The sequence below is a fragment of the Ligilactobacillus faecis genome, from assembly GCF_029889745.1.
Lineage (GTDB): Bacteria > Bacillota > Bacilli > Lactobacillales > Lactobacillaceae > Ligilactobacillus > Ligilactobacillus faecis.
The window spans coordinates 629907-651651 of record NZ_CP123639.1; the positions used below are offsets into that span (position 1 = coordinate 629907).

Below are 21745 nucleotides of genomic sequence, written 5' to 3' on the forward strand. Positions count from 1 at the left end.
AAAAACGCTAGGGACAACTTTTTAAAGCACTGTTCCCTAGCGTTTTTGCTATTTTGAATTTTTTCAGCCTATTTTTATTGTTGTGTTTTCTTGCATCGAATAAGATCCCACAAGATCCAACCAAGCAATAGCCCCCAACCCAGCAAAGCAACTTTTCCGCCTAAAAAGAACCAGCGTGATGGCTGATAGCTGATCGTTAATTGGTGTTTTCCTTTGGGAACTTGGAGTGCGATCGTTTGCCGTTTGCTATTTTGATAGCTCACCTCTTGACCGTCAAGGATTACGACCGTGTGTTTATAGTGGATGATCGGTAGGTCTAACATCGTTTGTTTAGCTAGATCTAATGTATAGTCAAAACGATTAGCTTGGGTGACTGGCCTTAACGGACTGCTTTTTCCATCAACATAAGTTTCATTGCTGATGATGCTATAAACATCTTTATTAGTTCGGTAAGCTTTTTCCCAATCCATCACGATATATTCTAAAAAGTGATCTTTTTTTAGCGTCTTAGTCGGAAAATAATCGACTTCGCCTGTTTGCGCCCAATAATCAAATGGGTATTGATAATTCTTATTGTTCAAAAGCCCAGCGTACAAGATCTTTTGTTCACCTGGAGCTAATTTTTTCAATACGGTCGCTTTATTTTTTTCAGTCGATGCTAAGCGGTCAGTCAAATTACTGATCGAACCAAAATAACCTAACAACATCACGATCAATAAACTACAGACAGTGGCCTTTTTTCCTTTTGGTGTCAAATACCACTTTTGCCGAAGGAAAAAAGTCTCGAGCCCCCGGGCAGCTAAGATCGCAGTAAATAAAATAACATAGATCAAATAACGGTACGGCAATTGAAGCACCGTCAAAAAGGTCCCGTTAAAATATTTCCAAGGAAATACTGAAGTCGAGAGCAGTGTCAAGATCAACGCTGCCACATATAAAGGAAGCTCATAAGAATCTTTTTTGATCCACTTCCAGCCACTCAGTAAGACAAGTAATAAAACTAGGCCTACACTCGAGCTTGTCGCAAGGTTACTAAACGAAGCAACGACAACTTCACCTAACGTTTGCAACATTCCTACTCCAGGATAAGTAGCTGTGATCCCTTGGCCTACATAATCGGTCAACAGTGGGATCAAGATCGGCAAGCCTAAGATCAATACAACTAGCGCACTTGCACACAAGGTCAATAAACGCGACCAAGCCAGCTTTTTTTGTTTGAATGACCCCCAAAGTAAAAGACCAACTAAGATCTCAGCCGTCAATAAAACGCTCAGCATATGACTATAAAGTAATAAAGTCATCCCAAGCGAAAGCAAATACCATTTCGAACGTTTTCCCCACATAACTTGATAAAACCCTAAGAAGACTAAAGGAATAAACGCTGTGGCCACAAATTCTCCGATCACAAAACTAGCCGGTCCAAGATACAGGTGATACGGCGCCATAGTGTACAAAAGAGCAAACAGCAGGCTTCTTACATGAGCATTTTTTGAAAAAGACAACATGCTAAAATAGCTGATGACCATTGTCAAAAAGAGCACACCTGCGACCCAAGCATAGTACGCTTGAACTGGCGCTAAAACAAAGCGCAATAACGCCCACGGGTAGATAAAAACAACTGGATAAAACAAAAATGATCCGACACCTGTTCCTTGAAACGTTGAAGTCGCAATATAAGTAAACAAACTACCTTCTTTTAAATTGCGATAGATCTGTTCAACACGCGAGGCGTGAAAAAGCCAGTCGACTTGTGCTGCGATCCGCCCAGTTGTAACTAACGGACTGACCATGAGTATGGCAAGCAATAAAAAGAGTAATACGACACTGCAATTGATCATGAAATTATTTTTTTTATTCAACATTTAATATCTCCCCCTCTAAGAACTCAGTAAATCTCTCACTTGTCAAAATTTTCTTTTGCCAGATATTGTTTTCCAGCAGTTATATCATATTGAACTAGTTGATAATCATGCAAGATCTGCTTTTGTTCTTGGGTAAGCTCTTTTTTAGTAACTTGAGCACCTTTTTCATCGATCAATTCTAAGCTTGTATTATAACTATTACTTGTACTCTCAGAAGTGTTCATCGTAAGTGCTGGAAGTTTATTAGTCACATCAGTCAATAAAGCATAATAAGCTGAGATCTTTGCATTGGTCTGCTCAGTCGTTAACGCTGGAAAATCAGTTGGCGTAACAAGCTGAGTCGCTTTTGTCAACTTTCTAGCGCCTAATTTCTGAGCATAAGCATTTGAATAAATAAAGTAATCCGTCTCATGTAATGTCAGCCCATACTTTTTCATATCGACTGTTGGATAAATACCTGGTAAATGATCGCCGTAAAAAACAAAGGTGATCGGTTTATCGATCAGATCGATCTGTTTGATGAACTCTTGTACAGCTTTATCAGAGTGGGATAATCCTGTGGCGTAGTCCTTGACCATCGTCTTGACATCTGCACTTGCTGCTTCACCTTCTGGTTCAAATTTATTTGAATCATTATAGTAGTGCTTATTATATGGATAATGATTTTGCATCGTAACTAAATTGATAAATAGCCCACTTTTAGCTTGCTTTATTTGAGCTAATGTATTCTTGTAGGCAGTCTCATCTGAAAGATACGGACTTCGATCGATCTTCTTTTGGTACTTGATCGGATACTGACTCCCAAGATACATAAAGCGATCAAACCCAAATTTTTGATAAACACTTTGTCGATTATAGTAAACGCCTATATATGGGTGGATCGCAACTGATTCTGGGAAATATTGTGTGATATTTGGAGCATAGCTTTGCCTTGAAACTAGTTGCGTATATGGCGTCGGTAAAGTTGGTGAGAAATTAGCTAAATTTAGCCCAGTTAGCGCCATATATTCCATATTTGCAGTTCCACCACCATAACCTGAACTAAGCATATAGCCTGAAGTCGTTGCTTGTTTTAAAGAACGCACATAGGGGATCGGATCATTTGGCAAAGCGAGCCCTGGAATACGCGTTGGATCAGCAAAACTCTCACTTAAACCAAAGATCACGATTTGATCGCCTAAGTTATTTTTCCGTGTTTTATTGATCTGTTGTGCTCGTTTTGTATAGCGCCTAGCGATCTCTTGCATCGTTTTTTCAGAATAATCTGCTGGCTTAGCCATGATCTCGACATCAAGGTTGTTCACAAATTGCAAAATCGGACCATTTCTTTGTGCTCCAGCTAATTGGTTATAAAAAGTTGGTAGATTCCCAATTTTATCCATAAAGACTCTGACATATGAATTAGGATGGTTGATATAAAAAGAACTGCTAAAAAATAAAATCGGTACAAACACCCAAATCAAGCGTTTTGGCCAGCTTTTTCTACCAAATGGATATTTTCTTTCCAGATAAATACTCAAACCGACTGCTAACGCCAAGACACACAAAGCAGTGATCACGATCCAATTTTCTACCATACTAAGTAAACTACCGAGGGCTTTGACCATCGCTAATTCAGATGGTATGATCGGCTCGGCTCGAGTCTCGATCTTTAAGCGGTTAGCAACTGTCCAAATGATCACAAATGAGCCTACCAAAATCTCTGATAGCCAATAACGATCTGTTAAAGCCCAAACAAACTTAAACAGTAGGCAGATCACAACAGTCGTTAATAAGACCTCGATCTGACGAGCCCCTAATGTATAAGCAAAAATATTATAATGAACATCGACATCGATCTCGATCGACCATGACGTATTCATAAATAAAAATGACAGACAAGCCAAGATGTAGGCCCCTATAAGTCCGCTCAAATAAGGCATATGACTCTGACAAAAGTCTCTGACTTGAACTAACCGTTCTTTGAGCCATTGATCTGCTGTTTCGACAGTAAAAGGAGGTAAAGCTTTTGTGATCTTCTGTCCGATTCTTTGTACAAATGGTAAATTGATCAAAATAAAATTGATAATAAAAATACAACTTAATCCTAGCACGACCTCTAGTGTTATAAGACCGGCTACTTTCAGAGTAGCTTTCCCAACTACTTTATCATTAAATGCGATGATCATATTAGTTACATCGTTTAAGTTACTGATCACTAATACAGAAAGGACTAAATATTCTACATGGCCTCTCATTTCAAACCCCAAATACCTCTTGAGCAATAAAAATAAGCAGACCGCTAGCGCTACAGTGAGAAACGAAGCTGCAGTATAAAATCTTCCTATCGTATTTAGATCATTATGAGCCGCCATTGAAAATGTCGGCATAATAGCGGCTAACAATAGTTGCAAAACTACGCTCACACTTAATAAGCACCAAACTTTGCCATTCGTCAATTTTAACGGTGCTATAGTCAAAGTGCTCCCAAGATAAAACAACGCTAAACTTGCCACTATTGAATCTCCACCACTAGTACCAAAGATATCTTTATCAAAAATCATCGGTAATAAAAAAATGATCCCTAAAAAGACATATGTAAAGTAAGGCGCTTTGGCAACTATACGTTGATAAAATGGCAATAACACTAAGCCTATGATGATCCCAGTTATTATTGGATACGTATTACGTAAAATCGGTAAAAAAACACCATAGAGCAACCAGGCCGAAATATCTTTCTCTACTAAAAAATATACCAACGCCATCAAAAGACCACAAAAAAAAGTATACAGCCAAAACTTTGCAGCTTTTGCAACTGGATTTTTACTTTGAACACTATATGCTCCTAACCCAAGCAAAAGTAGGGGTTCCCCGATCACTGTCAAACTATGGAACATATTTAATGAACTTAACTGTAATGACGGTTGCGTATAGTATGAGACTACATTTGGAGTCGTAGCCCAAAATAGATCAGCAGTTGCAAATATAAATACCCCCACGAGCATTATGATCTGACCTTTTATCGAATTATCTTTCACTTTTTCACCGCCTGAATTCTTAAATTAGATACAAAGTTTATGATACACTACATCAGTTCTGATATTCAATGCTGACTAATTGCTTCAGCTGGATCTCCCACTAGTTTAATAGCACTAAACAAAAAAACACTAGGAGATCCTAGTGCTTTTTTAGTAGCGTAAATATCAGATTTTACTTTGGACTAAGTTTTCCCAGTCCTAAAAATTTAGTTTGAACGCCGCTTTTTAGTTGATCTTAAGCCTAATCCCATCAAGACCGCACTCATGCCAGCTGCAAGCATAGCTAAACTACCACCTTTTTCTTCATTCAATTGTGGTAATTCAGTTTGTGTATCTTTAGCAACATGCGAAGTTGGTTCAGTTGGAACAACGTACTTATCAGGTACAACTGGTGTTTCTGGCGTTGTTGGTACTTCTGGCACACTTGGTGTCTCTGGAGTCGTTGGTACTTCCGGATTACTTGGTGTCTCTGGAGTCGTTGGTACTTCCGGATCACTTGGTGTTTCTGGTGTTGTTGGCACTTCTGGTACACTTGGATTTGTTGGTTCAGTTGGTTTTGCTGGCGTATGTGGTTTTAAGCCATAACCGATCAGATCCCAATCAACTGGCTTTTCACGTTCGCCTGGTAAAGCAGCAGTTTCAAGGGTTCCCATCATTTCAGGATTTTCACTACTATCATCCCAGATCCAATCACCTTGGTTAGTCATTTTAGCTAATACTTGAGTCGTCCCATCCGGGTTAATTTGAACTAAAAAGCTTGGTGACCAAGTAGAGTTCTTACCTTCACCTGCTACTTCACCACGATTCGTCATATATGCTGTAACTAAGACACGGTCACTATATCCCTCGACTGGAACGGCATAGTATGAATAAGTCGCAGTTCTCCAGTTAGCAGGAACTGAGGCAGTCAACACTACTCCAGAACTATTCAACGGACGATAGCCACTCTTCAAATTATCTGAAACATAACCCAGCATAATAACGTTATCACCAACCGTTTGGTTAGCCTTTGTGATTAAATCAGTATCTACACCTCTAGTCAACCGACTAGCTGCAAATAAGTAATATTTATCTCCAAGTTTTACAACATTAGGACGTTCGATCTCATCGCTTACCATTGGAGCAGTTACCAAAGGATCAAAAATAGTTTCCACTTCTGGACGTTTTTGATCATTAGTTAATTTCAAAATTCCAATAGCTGCATTAGCCCACTTAGCACGTGACTTTTTATCAGCATTACTTAAAATATTAAAGAAACTATTTGTATTAAAAGCTGCATCGCCACCATAGTTAGACCATTTATAGATCTGGTGCTCACCCTGATAGTCTTGCATTCCTGTATTAGCTTCAAAAACTAAGTAGCGATCACCATTTTCATCTTCTACAACATGAGAATCACGCAAAGTAAAGTCATCATCAAAAGTTTTATGATTTGCCCATTGATCATAAGTTTGGTAGTGATAGCCATCACCAGAAAAGATCACACGATCATTTTCAACTTTAGCAATCGAAACTTCATTATTATTGTGATCTAAGTAGATTGTTGCAGTCGCTACACGTTGATCATTGTGGCGCCCATTTCCGGTATTATTCTTAGTATAAAATAATTGGATGGAATTGTCTTTGTTTACAATAGCTGAACCAGACCATTCTTGAATATCTGGTGTTTCGTTATACCCAAAGATCGAACCTGCATTCTTCCAATGTGAGAAATCATTATCTCCATATTTATTATAGAGTAAGTAAAGATGGTTATCTTCATATCCTGGACGTCCCATCATTGCGATCACAAGTTGATATCCGTTCCAATTTGAAACATATCCTGTTTGTGCATCTTGAACAGGCCAAGAATCCCAAATATCTAAGTCGGCATATTCACCTGTCTCTGCATCACGTGTGTATGCAGCTGGCATATTTTTGATTTGTGAGGCATTAAAATATGGAATAGCATAACGTGAATCTTGATTGATCAAAGCATTTGCAATGTCTTCAAAGTTTTTGTAAGTCATTTTCGTTCCATTTGAATCATCTACAATAACTTTATTTAAAGCATTGATTTGTTCATCAGTTAAATCATTAGTATTTAACTTAGCTTCATCTGCAATTTTTTGAGCTGTCTCATTTAATGTTGGACGAGTACTTTCATTTTTTACTGTCGCTTCAATTTTTGTAACTGCAGACGTTGTCTTATCGCTATTTTGTGTAGCTAACTTAGCTGTTGTTGAAATCTTGGTCTCACTAGCTGTCGTAACTTCGTTGTTTACTGATGTCGCGTCTTTTGAATTTTCCACGCCAACAGTTGTATCAACTTTTTCTGTTTGTTCTGGTACTGATGCTTGTACTGAGCTAGCTAACTGAGCTTCATCCTTACTCGTATCCGTTACGTTAGAAGATGTAGTTTCTTGTGCTTCAGATATGTTTTTTTCAGCACCTGACTGAATATCACTATCGTTTGTCACCTCTTTTTGATCAGCTTGTGTAGTTAACTCCACCTCATCACTTTGTGTTTTTGCGACACTCATTTCAACTTGAGGTGTATCTTTTGCTGTTACTGTATCATTTTGATCGGCAGATACTGCATTGGTCCCAGCTAATAGTGAAGAGGCTACAACAGTTGCTACGACCCAATGCTTACCAGACTTATACATTTTCTTACGTTCGATCACAAGTACTCCTTCTTTCATTATAGTTATTCATTCAATATGTTAATCGTTTAACATATATATCATCGGTGCTATGTTACTATAATTTTTTAATTTTTTCAAATTATTTTTTACGTTTTATGTAATTAAATACGAAAAAAGTTCAAAGTTACTTTTAATAAGCTTTTTAGCACAAAAAAGGTAGTCGAACTTTCTAAAACTTTCGACTACCTTTTTTCATTTCTACTTTATAAAGAAAAGAGTTAGTTAAACAGATCAACTAACTCTTCTTACTTTATTATTTACGTTCTTTTTTCCAAAGACCTAAGATCACACCAGCGATGATCGAACCGATCACAACTGCCCCGATGTAACCTAATGGATTCGTAGCTAATGGTGTTACCCAGAAACCGCCGTGTGGGGCTGGCACAGACACATGCCAAAGCCCAACAAGAGCTCCCCCGATCGCAGAACCGATCACACATGATGGGATCACGCGACCTGGATCTGCACTAGCAAATGGGATCGCACCTTCTGTGATAAAGGAGAAACCTAAGACCCAGTTGGAGACCCCAGCACGACGTTCTTCTTCAGGGAATTTATTTGGGAAGAAAGTCGTTGCGATCGCTGTTGCAAATGGAGGAATCATCCCGCCGACCATCACGGCTGCCATCAAACCAGCAGCTGCAACAGATTTAGGATCGTTAGCAAAAGCCCCAGAAGCAAAGACATAAGCAGCTTTGTTGAATGGGCCTCCCATGTCGACGGCCATCATCCCAGCTAAAACAAGGCTCAAGACAACAGTATTTCCTGTTCCTAAATGATTCAAGAAGTTCGTGATCCAAATGTTGACTGTTGAAAAGATCGGATTGATGATGTAATACATGATCAACGCAATGAACAACAAGCCTAAGATCGGGTAGATCAACATTGGCTTCATACCTTCAACTGAACGTGGTAAGTTAGCACAAAGCTTCTTTAAGCCAACCATCAAGTAACCAGCGATAAAACCAGCAGCGATCCCACCTAAGAAACCAGCAGCCGATTTAGCATCTGACATTACGTTTGCTGTATAAGCTCCGCCAAATGACCCAGAGTAAACTGTCGCCATGAAACCACCGACAAAACCAGGCATCAAGGCTGGACGATCACCGATCGCTTCAGCGATATAAGCGGCTAAAACAGGGACCATGAAGGCAAAAGCCATGTTCCCAGCGTTATTTAAGAAGATAAAAGCTGGTGATTTAGCGCCTCCCATATATTGCTCAACGATAAAGGAGATCGCCATCAAGATCCCACCACCAATAACAAATGGTAGCATGTGAGAGATCCCGTTCATCAATTGTTTATAGATATTGCCCCAAACTGAACCGTTCGAGCTTTCTTCTTCGTCTGCTGTAGCATCAGAAGCACTAGCGTGATAGACCGGTGCCTTATCTTCTAACACTTCATTGATCAATTTTTCTGGTTCTTTGATCGCGTCTGTTACCGGACGGTTGACTAATTCTTTACCGTCAAAACGAGCCATCTCGACTTTTTTGTCAGCTGCCACGATAACACCTTTAGCTCGTTTGATCTCTTCTGGTGTCAAACGGTGCTTGATCCCTTCAGAACCATTCGTTTCGACTTTAATGTCGACGCCCATTTCTTTGGCTTTTTTCTTCAAGTTTTCTTCGGCCATATATGTGTGCGCGATCCCATTAGGACAAGCTGTTACGGCAACGATATATGGCTTAGAATCATCGACTGGTGCATTTTGAGCTGCTTTTTCTTGTTCTTCTTGAGCTTTATTTTCAGCTTCTTTTTTAGCCACAGCTTTAGCAAAAATATCTTGTACTTTTTGTGGCGTATCAGCTGCTTTCAAAGCACTAACAACTGCTGGATCAAGTAAAACTTGTGACAAAGCAGCTAAAGCTTTTAAGTGCGTGTTGTCGCCACCTTCTGGGGCAGCGATCATAAAGAACAAGTGCGCTGGTTGCCCGTCCATCGATTGATAATCGACACCTTTGACACTGCGCGCAAACATCACAGCTGGTTTTTTGACAGCTTCATCATGTGCATGTGGGATCGCGATCCCATCGCCCATACCAGTTGAGCCTTCAGCTTCACGCTTTAAAATATCTTTTTTGTAAACTTCTTCGTTATCGATGATGCCATGTTCGTAAAGATTATGCACCATTTCATCGATAACTTCTGCTTTTGTCGTGGCATCAAGATCCATGATCATGATATCTGTCATCAACAAATCGCGAATATCCATTCTTTGCACTTCCTTTTTGTTTTATTTATACTCTTCGATCTTGATCAATGGTAAGATCTCATCGATCTTTGCTTTATCAGCAAGATCTTCAGAAAAGGCTGTGGCTGAACCACAAGCTAGCCCATAGCGGAAAGCTTCCAAGGGATCATTTGTTTTAGCAAATGTTCCAGTGAACCCCCCGATCATTGAATCGCCAGCACCGACAGAGTTGACCACGGTTCCCTTTGGTGCATACGAACGGTAAACTTTATCTTTTGTGATCATCAGACCACCATCGCCAGCCATTGAGATCAACACGTGTTGGGCTCCCATTTCAAGGAGCTTTTTCCCGTATTTGACGATATCAGCGATACCATCTAACTCAACATCAAACAATTCCGCCAATTCATGGTTATTTGGTTTTACGACCAATGGCTTTTCAGGCAACGTTTTTAACAAGCTTTCCCCAGTCGTATCGATCACAAATTGGGCACCTTTTTGGCGGATCACTTTGATCAGATCAAAATAAAAATCATCGTCTAAACTTGGGACTAAACTCCCTGCAAAAATAACGACATCATCTGGTGTCAATTTATCAAATTGTGCTTTGAAACTAGCGATCTCTGCTGCGCTCAACTGCGGTCCACGCCCGTTGATCTCTGTTTCAGCTTGTGCTTTGATCTTTACGTTGATCCGCGTGTCGTCTTTGATCGGAGTAAAATTCGTCTTCAAACCTGTCTTCTCTAAAGCTTCTTTGACAAATTCACCTGTAAAACCACCAAGGAAACCCAAAGCTGTATTATCAAGACCAAGTTCTTTTAAGATCCGTGAAACATTGATCCCTTTGCCTCCAGGTAATTTGTTATCATAATCCATTCGGTTGACTTCGCCTAAAGTCAATTCTTTTAATTGGACGATGTAATCGATCGATGGATTGACGGTTACAGTATAGATCATCTTATTGCCCCCTGAATCGTTGTTTGTTCACTATAGCGTGCGTTTAACTGTGGTGAAAGACCAGTCGTAATGATCGTAGCTTGCGAAAGATCAGCAACTTTGACAAATGAAACGATATCAAACTTAGTCGGATCAGCTAAAACAAAAGTTTCCTCACTTTGTTCTAGTGCCATTTGTTTGACTTCAGCTTCATCTGGATCAGGTGTCGTAAAGCCATATTTATGGTGGATCCCATTTATACCTAGAAATGCTTTATTGAATCTAAATTGACCTAAGTAACTGACAGCTTTGACACCTACGATCGCTTTAGTCGTGTTCTTCAAAGCACCACCAACTAAGATCGTCCTGATCCCACGATCAGCTAGATATGACGCATGTAAAACACCGTTTGTTACAACTGTTAGATCATGCTTTTCTGCTAAATATGGGATCATCGCTAAAGTCGTCGTCCCTGCGTCTAAGTAGATCACATCATCATCTTCGATCTGTAAGACAGCTTCTTTAGCCAGGAGCGCTTTTTCAAGCACATTTTTAGTGGCTTTGCCATCCATGTCTAACTCTTGTTGAAGCGAATGTTTGATCTTTGCTCCACCATGGATCCGCACTAAGCGTCCTTGTTCTTCTAATAGTTGAAGATCACGCCGCGCCGATGATTCCGAACAAACGGCTCGTTCACAGATCTCTTGTAGCTTAACAACGTTGTTTTCTTTCAACATCTGCATGATCAGTTGTTGCCTTTCTTCTGCAAGCACTTTCATTACACCTCCCAAATTATCTTAGCACTCATTTAGCTAAAAATCAATCACAAAACTTCAAAATCATCCAAAAACGAGCAAAAAGTATGCAAAAATTTCCTAAAAAAAGATACTAGTTTACGCTTTTTCCCACATATCCTAGTATCTATCGCTCCTATTTATTCAATTTCTTTCAAAAACATTCGCCTAATTCTTAAAACTATGGATCGGAGCTGGGATCGATCCACCACGTTCGATCAACTTTCGACTATCAGCACGTACATAATCCATCAGTGGCGCATAGCCTAAAAGTCCGCCAAATTCAACTTCTTCTCCTACCTTCTTTCCTGGGACTGGTAAGATCCGAACTGCTGTCGTCTTATTATTGATCATCCCGATCGCTGCTTCATCGGCAATCATTCCACTGACTGTTGTCGCAGGGATATCTCCAGGAACGGCGATCATATCAAGGCCAACAGAACAAACAGCTGTCATTGCCTCTAATTTAGCTAGTGAAAGCGTCTTTTCTTTAACAGCTGCGATCATCCCTGCATCTTCCGAAACGGGGATAAAAGCACCTGAAAGTCCGCCAACATGGCTACAAGCCATAATACCACCTTTTTTAACAGCATCATTTAGTAACGCTAGTGCTGCTGTCGTACCATAGGCCCCTACTTGTTCCAACCCGATCTCTTCCAAGATCTGTGCAACTGAGTCGCCCACTGCTGGCGTAGGTGCTAACGAAAGATCAACGATCCCAAAAGGCACATTTAGACGCTCAGATGCGATCGTGCCAACTAATTGTCCCATACGTGTAACTTTAAAAGCCGTCTTTTTGATCGTTTCCGCCACCTCATCTAAAGGTCGACCTTTGACTTTTTCTAGCGCCACTTTGACAACGCCTGGTCCAGAGACGCCAACATTGAGAACGACATCTGGCTCAGAGACGCCATGAAATCCACCAGCCATAAACGGATTATCTTCGACTGCATTGCAAAAAACAACTAGTTTAGTATTAGCACGATAATCGATTTTAGCTGCTTCAGTGATGACTTCACCCATCTGACGGACTGCATCCATATTGATCCCACTCTTGCTCGAACCGACATTAACTGAACCACACACAAGTTTAGTTTGTGTCAAAACTTCTGGTAAAGAAGCGATCAACCGCTCATCTGCTTTAGTCATGCCTTTTTGCACAAGCGCAGAAAAACCTCCGATAAAGTCTACTCCTAAATCTTTTGCAGCACGGTCAAGCGTTTTTGCATATTTAATATAATCTTTAGCCTCAGAATCTGCTGCCACTAAGGAGATCGGGGTCACCGTGATCCGTTTATTGATGATCGGGATCCCATATTCCATCTCGATCTGCTCAGCAACTTTAACGAGGTCCTTAGCCTTAGTCGTAATTTTAGTGTAGATCTTTTGGCAAGCTTTATTACTATCGCTATCAACACAATCAAGGAGGGAGATCCCCATTGTGATCGTGCGTACATCTAAGTTTTGGTCTTTAATCATCTGGATTGTTTCTAAGATCTTTTCAAATTCCATCGACTCACACTGCTATATATAATATAGTCTTCCTTTCTTGATTTTAATTAATACCGACAACATTAGTGTTTTCATATCTTAACAAATAAGAAATGACACTTGATCTTTCAGATTTTTCTTTAGCATTTGATACTCGATACAATATTCGTCCTACATTTTAACTTTCTCACGAACGTTATATCACTTCTATAGTTGATGCATCGCATTATAGACAGCTTCATTCCTTAAATTGATCTCCACTTTTAGCTCTTGCCCCAAGGCAGATAGCTTAGTCTCGAGCTCTTTTAGATCACACTTTTCGGGAATATATACCGCCATCATCATCGTAAAATATTTATCTAAGATCGTCTGGCTGATATCTAAGATATTGATCTGTTCTTGTGCCAAAAATTGACTCACAGAAGCAACGATCCCGACCTTATCTTGTCCCACTACTGTTAAGATAGCTTTCATCATGTACACCTCATTTTCAAACTAAGATCACTATACTACTATATTTTTCATTATACATTTCATTCCCAATCATTTTCTAGTTTAAATATCATCATTTTGTAATCACACAAATACATTGCAATTAAATGCAATAGCATGTATCATATTAAATGCATTTACATTTATTTTTGAAAGGAATTTTTTAATGGTCAATATCGCTAAAACGATCGATCCTAAGATCAGGCTGATCGTAACTGCTTTGCTTTTATTCTCTAGTTTTATCAGCTTAACGAGTCAAACGATGATGATCACTGCTTTGCCTGTGATCGAACATGAAATGGATACGAGTTTGACTTTAGTTCAATGGCTCACAACAGGCTATACTTTGATGATCGGGATCATCACTCCGTTATCGTCTAATATGTATGAAAAATTTAAAAATCGTAATGTCTTTTTGAGTACGATCGCAACATTTTTACTTGGAACTTTGATCGGTTGCTTTGCAACGAATTTTTGGTCGTTGCTCTTAGCCCGGCTCGTACAGGCCTGTGCTAGCGGGATCTTGATGTCCTTTCAAATGACAACGATGATCTCGATCTATCCGTTAGAAAAACGCGGTACGATCCTTGGAATGTCTGGCCTTGTGATCGCATTTGGACCAGCGATCGGACCAACGCTTTCTGGTTTGATCGTCAATAGCCTAGGTTGGCGTTACATTTTCATCATTGTCTTTCCACTGATGATCTTAGTTTGGTTGATCGGTTTCTTGGTATTTCCTAATTTTACGACACCAAAAGAGATCAAGATCGACTTTTTCTCAGTCTTTTTATCTCTTCTTGGTTCTGGCTTAACGCTTGCTAGTTTGACCTTTTTCCAAACACAAGCTCTGCTTGGTTGGATCATGTTACTAAGTGGTCTTTTGATCTTATCTTTCTTTGTCAAACGCCAACTCACTTTAAAACAACCGATGTTGAAAGTGCAATTGATCAAAAATCGTTCTTTTAGACTGATGACTTTAGTGGGGATCTGCGCTTTTATGGTCTTACTTGGCACAGAACAAATGCTCCCGATCTTTACCCAAAACGTCTTACACGTCAATAGTATGGTCTCTGGGATGATCCTCTTACCAGGAGCAGTCGCCAATGCATTGAGTGCTGCTTTAGTAGGCCGTTTTTACGATAAACACGGTCCAAAATATCTGATCATCTCAGGGGGGATCTTGATGTTGATCGCAGCGATCCCCTTTGTCTTTATCTCTAAAACAACACCGCTTTGGCTTTTAACAGTCGCTTATATGTTGCGCATGATCGGAAATGCTCTTGTCTTTTCTCCTGCGATGTCAGAGGCTTTCATCGAGATCGCACCTGAAAATGTCAGTCATGCCACAGCACTCAATAACAGCTTACGTCAAGCCTTTGGCGCTTCTTCTGTTACACTCTTGATCGTTATCGCCAATATCCCAACGAACTTTATCACAGGAATGCGTCTTTCGATGTGGACGACTGTTATTTTAGTTTTACTCATGCTTTTTGCTTTTCTCACTTACTTGCGCCACAGTCCACGAAAGGAAGCTTAAGATGGTCAAAGAAGTCGACAAATATGCCTCGATCTTTAATAATAAAGTGCGCCAGGAGTTGAACTATCACTGTGAGCAACTTGGCTTAAGTGAATCAAATTACTTTTACTTAAAATTTCTTGCAGAAACGCCTGGGATCAGTCAAAACTATTTTATCGACTCACTTCACCGCGAACAAAGCGTCGTGACTCGCCAGATCAATCGCCTCGTACAAGATGGTTGGATCGATAAAAAAATCTCTGCGACTGACCATCGACGCTCTGAACTATATTTGACTGAAAAAGGGCAAGGTGTTTTAAAAAAGTTAGATGCGATCACTGCTCTAGTTGATGAACATGCTTTAGCAGGTCTGACTTCAACAGAAGCTGAGACTTTTGCGCACCTCTTAAAAAAAGCTGCTTTAAGTTACTCAGTCGAAAAATACACAGATCTGTGAGATATTTCTCGGGAAATACTAAAAGTCTCACTTCTCTAAGACAAGTGTCAGAGAAGTGAGACTTTTTTATTTGCTGTCAGAAGTTATTAATAACTTAACGCTCTTTGTCTATCAGCATTCCAATGCGTATAGAATTGTCCAAGTGTCAGCTGTTCTTTATGAGCAGTCCAAGGATTGTTATAATAAACGAGCCCATTATGATACCCAGTTAACGTAACCGCATGATTTATAAAACCATTCATATGCGCTACCCATGCCACAACTAAATGGCCTTTTAGCAATTGTTGGTATATCTCAGACCAGCTAGCTCCTGTCATGACCTTGCTAGTGCCTAGGTGATGATCGACTACTGGAGCTACGCCTGTGGGAAAGACCCACCAGCCAGTCACACTAAATGGATCACCAACAAAGCCATAGTCTCCATTGTTACTTCGTGGCATTTCATGAGCTAGTTGGATCTTATTAACATCTTTTCCCGCATAGCGCAACATCATTGTTACCGCTGTTATCTCACAGCCAGTAGGCAATTCAGGATTTTGTCCGATAACTTCAGCATCATTTAACACTCCAATGATCGAACCTGTAACTAGATCTGTATAATATGTTATCTTCCCTGCACGAACTGTTCCATACTGCATTTGCCCATTATTAGCATAGTAGACTGTCTTATTTTGATCAGAAATATATTGAAGTCCAGTCTTCATCGCTCCGTTGAATGTATCAAATAAGTACCAATGACCAGCGATCTTTTGTTGCCCATATTTCATTTGACCTTGGTCATTATAGTAGACTGTCTTATTTTGATCAGCCAAATATTGGAAGCCTCGCGCCATTACACCCGTAGCAAGATCAAAATAATACCAAGCTCCATTTAATTTTTGTTGGCCTGTGATCACCTGCGTGTGATTCAATAAATATGTTTGTCCTTTGAGGGTTATGAACTGTTGTCCTAAAACTCTAAGGATCCCAGTGGTAAAATCATATGTTTTACCATCTAAAATGATATTACCTACTGTTTGTTTTCCATCCTTAGCGTAATAACTCAAAGTTCCAGTTTGTCTATCATAACCCGCACCATCTATTTTTAAAGCGCCTGTGATCGGATCGAAATAATATTTGGCTTGTTCTATCTGTTGTACCCCATACAACATCCAACCATCTTGATTATAATAGACTGTTTTATTTTGCTCGGGAATATTTTGGAAGCCTCGTTGCATTGCACCTTTTTGATCAAAAAGATACCAATGGCCATTCAGCTTTTGCTGTCCGATCGCCATCTTACCATCAAAAGTATCAAAATAGCGGGTCGCATTATCGATCCACTGCCAGCCGTATTGCATTTGTCCTTTTTCATTGTAATAAACTATCTTATTTTGAGTCGGAATATTAACGAAGCCGCGTTTCATCGCTCCGTCATACGTATCAAAATTGTACCAATGACCATTCAATTTTTGCTGACCATAAAGCATCCAGCCATCTTGATTATAGTACACAGTCTTATTTTGTTCGGGAATATTTTGGAAGCCTCGTTGCATTGCACCTTTTTGATCAAAAAGATACCAATGTCCATTGATCTTTTGTTGTCCGATCGCCATCTTACCGTCAAAAGTATCAAAATAACGCGTTGCATTATCGATCCACTGCCAACCATATTGCATCCAGCCATCTTGGTTATAGTACACAGTCTTATTTTGTTCGGGAATATTTTGGAAGCCTCGTTGCATTGCACCTTTTTGATCAAAAAGATACCAATGTCCATTGATCTTTTGTTGTCCGATCGCCATCTTACCGTCAAAAGTATCAAAATAACGCGTTGCATTATCGATCCACTGCCAACCATATTGCATCCAGCCATCTTGGTTATAATAGACTGTCTTATTTTGCTCGGGAATATTTTGGAAGCCTCGTTGCATTGCGCCTTTTTGATCAAAGAGATACCAATGTCCATTGATCTTTTGTTGTCCGATCGCCATCTTACCGTTAAAAGTATCAAAATAACGCGTTGCATTATCGATCCACTGCCAACCGTATTGCATTTGTCCAGACTGAGCGTAGTAAACCACTCGGTCATCTTTTAATTTTTGAAAGCCTGTATACTGCGTATTAGTTTGTGGATCATACAAGTACCAATGGCCAGCTTCCTTTTTCTCCACATAGTTTTGAGGTGTTTTGAAATCAGCCTTTGGATTTGAAGTATCCTTTTGGTTTTCTGAGCGGATCTCTTGTTTCTCAAGTGTGCTTGAACTCTGGGCTGGTAATTCTTTGACCACTTGCTTTGAACTTTCTGAAACGCTCTCAATAGAAGTTTCGCCTGAACGATCAAGTTCGACGGCCTGATCTGTAGTCGTTTTTTCAGTTGTAACTTTTGGAGCAGTTTGACTTGAACTTTCAGTTTCCTCAGTCACTTTATGTGAATCTTCTGAAGTAGCTGCGTCATTTTCTTTTGTCACGGTCGCTGATAAAGTTGGGACTGTTGTTTGCTCCTGACTTTCTTTAGTTTGCGTTTCAGTGTCTGTTTGTGCTGTCGTTGCTGCCACTTGGCTAGCAGTATTCGTTTGGAGAGCTGTATCTGCTAAAGCAGGCCTCACATTTACACTGGCCCCTAGAGCTATCCCTAAAAAAATCAACGGTAACATGACCCAGTGTTTTTTGGCTTTGTACATCTTATAGCGAAGCTTACATTCACGCTTTAACATCTCTTCACCCTTTCTATTTTTTAATTAACTTTATAATAATTTAATATTTTTTTGATTTCAATTTTTTTGCGTAATTTAAAAGACCAACTTGCTTAGCAATATCTGCTTGCAAGTTGGTCTGATCTTTTTTACTCAAAATTGAACTTCATCTTTTAGTCGATATAAGCGCGCTGGACGTCCAGGGCTCTTTTTCATCACTTGTCCGACTTCGACTAAGATCTTACGGTGCGTCTTTTTGAAATTTGAATTATCAAGCTGATTGATCTTGATCTGCAAAAAACTTGCATAGACGCTCCGCGCTTCACGTAATGTGAAACTTTCACCTAAGATCTTTAAGATCAAAGGCATTTGTTCAAGCGAACGTTTGATATAACGACATGCGTATTGTAGGGCATATTCATAAACTAACGGGCTTGTTTTATTTACTTCGTGATATTTAGCTTCATCTGCGATCGCCGTGAGTGAAAAAGCTACTTCACCGCGATAAAGCTGATATTTACTATTGCTCGTCCGTAATGTAAAAAGTTTATGCACTGTTGTATCTAGCGTTGGATAAAAAGGCAAATAGGTCATATACACTAAAATGACTTCACGTTCCCCAGCATGAACTAATGTTGGATGTGATAAAGTCGTCAGCTGTTCGACATGATCGGCATCTAGCACTTGTCCTGTGACCTGTTCTGTCAACCGTAAGATCGCTTCTGTGCCACTTTCAGCTTGTCCCAAATTTGTTTTGGGGAGTTGCCAAGTGGCATCGTGCTCTAAGATCACTTTGACCTGTTCTGCTTCACGGTCATAGCACCACATAATATTTAGCAATTTTATGTGCATCATTGTCCCCACTTTCAAATTCTCTTGACTATATTTCTACCATGGCTTAGCTAGATCAATAATTTCCTAGTCTTTTGGCGCAATCTTCAGCAATGATGTAACTCAAAAAGACGCTGCACCCAACCTAATAGAGTCGACCAGTCAACAAACTTTCAGAATGGCTCCTAAAAACTCTCGTGGACAACTTTACGACTCGTTTGGCAATTGCTTTGTTTCAAAAATTATTTGTAAGCCGCTTAAACTAAAAATTCAAGTTTAGCTTAACTGGAACTGATCTGATCCCCTCTATACCGTTAGCAAAAGCCTTCGGTACTATTTTCTTAAGGTCTGTTGAGCTAGAGCTATCTAAGATAGCATAATGTTTGTCATTATTATATTTTATAATGCATTTTAGTCAGCTATAATAAGGGTAAAACTAACTTAAGGAGTGTAACGATCATGTTTCATTTGATCCCAGACGATCTTGCTCAAGCAAAAGAAAAATTGGCTTGGCTCAAAGAAAATGGCTATGAAACTTCCACGATAACAAGCGTTACCAATGATATGACCAAAGACGGCGTCCAAGATATGCTAGACGTTGCGCTTGAAGGTCCTTATTTTGGTACTAAATGGGAAAAGCCTGGTCAAGTCTTACTCATCACAGATGCTACAGGAGCTAAGATCTGCCAAGTTTTGCCCCGTCAAGGATTCACATCATTTTTAGCCGACCTGGAAAATAACAATATTTTATATTGGCGTAATCTTTCAGCTCAAGTCAGCCAAGCGATCGGTAGTGATTAACTCTTAGTAATAACTAACATTAGCACATCTTTTATTTTCAAACTAGTTTCTTTACGTCCCTCTTAGACACGTAGGAGGCTAAAACCCTTGAAAACATTGAACAAAACTTGAATGATTAAGAAATGTTTAAATGTTTTTATCTTTATATCAATGAAAATTGACTTGCATTTACATTTTACTGTGATAAAATTTAAGTAATTTTTCAAGGGGGAAAATATTATGGTTAAATTTAGACGTATTCCTGCGTTTGAATCAAGTACACGTAAAGATCTAGTTGTCGAAAAAAAAGATATCCAGATCTCTGGTCATACGATCAAAAATGTACCAGTTCAGGTCGAAGATACAAAGTCTGAAGAAATCAACTATCTTATTTCAGACCCGATCTTCAAACGTCTTTATTCGCTGATCAGAAAAAACAGCGAAGACGTTGTCCTTGATTTTGACAATTTGTCGTCTAAACAAATTTGATTAAATTATGAAATCCAACCACGCTCAAAGTAAGCGTGGTTTTTTTTAGACTTCTTTTCCGTCTATCTTAAATAAGATCCCAGCAAATTCAGTAGCGCCATCTTTATCTTTCATAAATTCTAAAGCTTCGCGCCTCGTTTGGCTCAAGTCGATCCCTTGTTGCTTAGCTGCAAATATACATCCACAATAACACTGGCGGTAAATATCATATTCTTTACACATCTCGACTGAGCGACGATACCCGTTACCTTTTTTGAAATCACTTGGTAAATAATTAACATCGTAAAAACTTTGAACTTCGATCCCAACTGCATTGATGACTTGCGAATTTTTATGAGGGCTGATCGTCAATGCGCTCCCAAAGTAATCAAAACCTAACTCGACCGCTTTTTTAGCGACCATATCTAGCCGATAATCAAAGCAGGCGCGACACCGATCACCACCTTCGGGTTCTTTTTCTAACCCCCGGACAGCTTGAAAATATTCTTGTGGTTTATACGGAGCCGCTAAAAATTGAACGTTATTTTCAGTTTTTTCATTAAAATCATGAATAAATTTTTGTTGGACATATTCCCGCCGTTGATATTCAGTACGCGGATGGATATTTGAATTTGCAAAATAAACAGTCACATCTGCAAACTCCGTCAAACGCTCGAGAGTCGTTGTGCTACATGGGGCACAACATGAGTGCAATAAGATCTTAGGCCGTAATTCATTTTTTTGCCACGTAGCGACCATCTTCATCATCACTTTATCGTAATTGATCTTTTGATTTAAGTTCATTTTGGCTAAGATCTCTTGTAGATCGATCATCGGTAGGCCTTCTTTCGTAAAATTTCTAAGTCAAAGTATAGCACAAGTCACAGTCTTTTTACGGTATAATGAGATTAAAGTTTTTATCAGGAAGGTGTTGAAGAGGCTTTTTTGCTGTTAAAATGGAACGATATCGTCTAAAACTCATCTGTTTGAGCGTAGTTTTACTTTGCTTAACGTTTTTAGCTGCAACTGCTTTTAGCTATTTTTGGTTTTCAGCTGGCAATAAATGGCTCCTGTTGGCTTGTTTGCTCTTCCTCTTTTTAGCGTTGAGCTCCTTTATCTCCACGCTTGTGATCTTATTCTTACCACTTTTACGAAAATTAATGCAGAACAATAAAAAAACAAAGTGATCACTAACGACCACTTTGTTTTTTATTGTTCTTCTTGCCAGATCTCTTTAGCTAAACCAAAAGCCGACCATGCTTTGGGCCAGCCAACATAAAAAGCTAAATGTGTAATGATCTCTGCGATCTCATCTTTCGTGATCCCATGAGCTTTTCCTAACATCATATGGGCTTTGACTTGTTCAAAATTGCCCCCTGAGATCAAAGCAGCTAGTGTGATCATACTCCGATCATGAGCAGAAAGTTGCTCTTCGCGTGACCAAACTTCACCAAATAAAACATCATCATTTAATTGGGCAAATTTAGGCGCAAATTCCCCTAAATTATCGCGCCCTGCTGTTTGTTTCTTGACCATTTTTCTTAC

At 39.5% G+C, this 21745-nt stretch carries 16 protein-coding genes; 4 read left to right on the forward strand and 12 right to left on the reverse strand.

Features of this window, described 5'->3' with window-relative positions; translation table 11 throughout:
- Positions 1-74: 74 nt before the first annotated feature.
- The 8 genes from QFX10_RS03170 to QFX10_RS03205 all read right to left on the reverse strand — a co-directional run bounded on the left by QFX10_RS03170 (position 75) and on the right by QFX10_RS03205 (position 13455).
- Positions 75-1862, reverse strand: coding sequence for a putative glycosyltransferase family protein (locus QFX10_RS03170; RefSeq protein WP_280606776.1), 1788 nt, complete (start codon positions 1860-1862; stop codon positions 75-77).
- A gap of 35 nt (positions 1863-1897) precedes the next feature.
- Positions 1898-4879 carry an alkaline phosphatase family protein gene (locus QFX10_RS03175; RefSeq protein WP_280606777.1) on the reverse strand — a complete coding sequence of 994 codons (2982 nt, stop codon included), beginning with the start codon at positions 4877-4879 and terminating at the stop codon, positions 1898-1900.
- Between the two features lie 206 nt (positions 4880-5085).
- The gene (locus QFX10_RS03180; RefSeq protein WP_280606778.1) at positions 5086-7563 is read right to left on the reverse strand and encodes a glycoside hydrolase family 68 protein; all 2478 of its coding nucleotides are present in this window, start codon (positions 7561-7563) and stop codon (positions 5086-5088) included.
- A gap of 256 nt (positions 7564-7819) precedes the next feature.
- A complete protein-coding gene (locus tag QFX10_RS03185; protein ID WP_280606779.1) occupies positions 7820-9781 on the reverse strand; it encodes a PTS fructose transporter subunit IIABC in 1962 nt (653 codons plus the stop codon).
- 21 nt (positions 9782-9802) lie between these two features.
- On the reverse strand, positions 9803-10717 hold the full coding sequence (pfkB, locus tag QFX10_RS03190; RefSeq protein WP_280606780.1) for a 1-phosphofructokinase: 915 nt from the start codon (positions 10715-10717) through the stop codon (positions 9803-9805).
- Positions 10714-11469 (reverse strand): DeoR/GlpR family DNA-binding transcription regulator, encoded by a 756-nt coding sequence (locus tag QFX10_RS03195; protein ID WP_280607223.1) that lies wholly within the window; start codon positions 11467-11469, stop codon positions 10714-10716. The genes pfkB and QFX10_RS03195 overlap by 4 nt, the downstream gene beginning before the upstream one ends.
- Before the next feature lie 189 nt (positions 11470-11658).
- Entirely contained in the window at positions 11659-13002 is a 1344-nt protein-coding gene (locus QFX10_RS03200) for a PFL family protein (RefSeq protein ID WP_280606781.1), read from the reverse strand.
- Positions 13003-13188: 186 nt separating this feature from the next.
- A complete protein-coding gene (locus QFX10_RS03205; protein ID WP_280606782.1) occupies positions 13189-13455 on the reverse strand; it encodes an ACT domain-containing protein in 267 nt (88 codons plus the stop codon).
- A gap of 184 nt (positions 13456-13639) precedes the next feature.
- Between QFX10_RS03205 and QFX10_RS03210 the strand changes: the two genes are divergently transcribed.
- Complete coding sequence (locus QFX10_RS03210; RefSeq protein ID WP_280606783.1) at positions 13640-15010, forward strand: MFS transporter; 1371 nt, start codon at positions 13640-13642, stop codon at positions 15008-15010.
- Position 15011: 1 nt separating this feature from the next.
- Positions 15012-15446, forward strand: a complete 435-nt coding sequence (locus tag QFX10_RS03215; protein WP_280606784.1) for a MarR family winged helix-turn-helix transcriptional regulator — start codon at positions 15012-15014, stop codon at positions 15444-15446.
- An 86-nt stretch (positions 15447-15532) separates the two neighbouring features.
- Here the strand turns inward: QFX10_RS03215 and QFX10_RS03220 are convergent, their stop codons facing one another.
- Both QFX10_RS03220 and QFX10_RS03225 read right to left on the reverse strand, forming a co-directional pair.
- Positions 15533-18142: a C39 family peptidase gene (locus QFX10_RS03220; protein WP_280606785.1), complete on the reverse strand. Its 2610-nt coding sequence runs from the start codon at positions 18140-18142 to the stop codon at positions 15533-15535.
- A gap of 132 nt (positions 18143-18274) precedes the next feature.
- Complete coding sequence (locus QFX10_RS03225) at positions 18275-18976, reverse strand: NrtR DNA-binding winged helix domain-containing protein (RefSeq protein WP_280606786.1); 702 nt, start codon at positions 18974-18976, stop codon at positions 18275-18277.
- Positions 18977-19411: 435 nt separating this feature from the next.
- Between QFX10_RS03225 and QFX10_RS03230 the strand changes: the two genes are divergently transcribed.
- The gene (locus QFX10_RS03230; protein ID WP_280606787.1) at positions 19412-19753 is read left to right on the forward strand and encodes a hypothetical protein; all 342 of its coding nucleotides are present in this window, start codon (positions 19412-19414) and stop codon (positions 19751-19753) included.
- 219 nt (positions 19754-19972) lie between these two features.
- The gene (locus tag QFX10_RS03235) at positions 19973-20221 is read left to right on the forward strand and encodes a hypothetical protein (RefSeq protein WP_280606788.1); all 249 of its coding nucleotides are present in this window, start codon (positions 19973-19975) and stop codon (positions 20219-20221) included.
- Between the two features lie 45 nt (positions 20222-20266).
- Here the strand turns inward: QFX10_RS03235 and QFX10_RS03240 are convergent, their stop codons facing one another.
- Both QFX10_RS03240 and QFX10_RS03245 read right to left on the reverse strand, forming a co-directional pair.
- Positions 20267-21034 (reverse strand): epoxyqueuosine reductase QueH, encoded by a 768-nt coding sequence (locus tag QFX10_RS03240; protein WP_280606789.1) that lies wholly within the window; start codon positions 21032-21034, stop codon positions 20267-20269.
- 375 nt (positions 21035-21409) lie between these two features.
- Positions 21410-21736 carry a carboxymuconolactone decarboxylase family protein gene (locus QFX10_RS03245; RefSeq protein WP_280606790.1) on the reverse strand — a complete coding sequence of 109 codons (327 nt, stop codon included), beginning with the start codon at positions 21734-21736 and terminating at the stop codon, positions 21410-21412.
- Between the last annotated feature and the right edge of the window lie 9 nt (positions 21737-21745).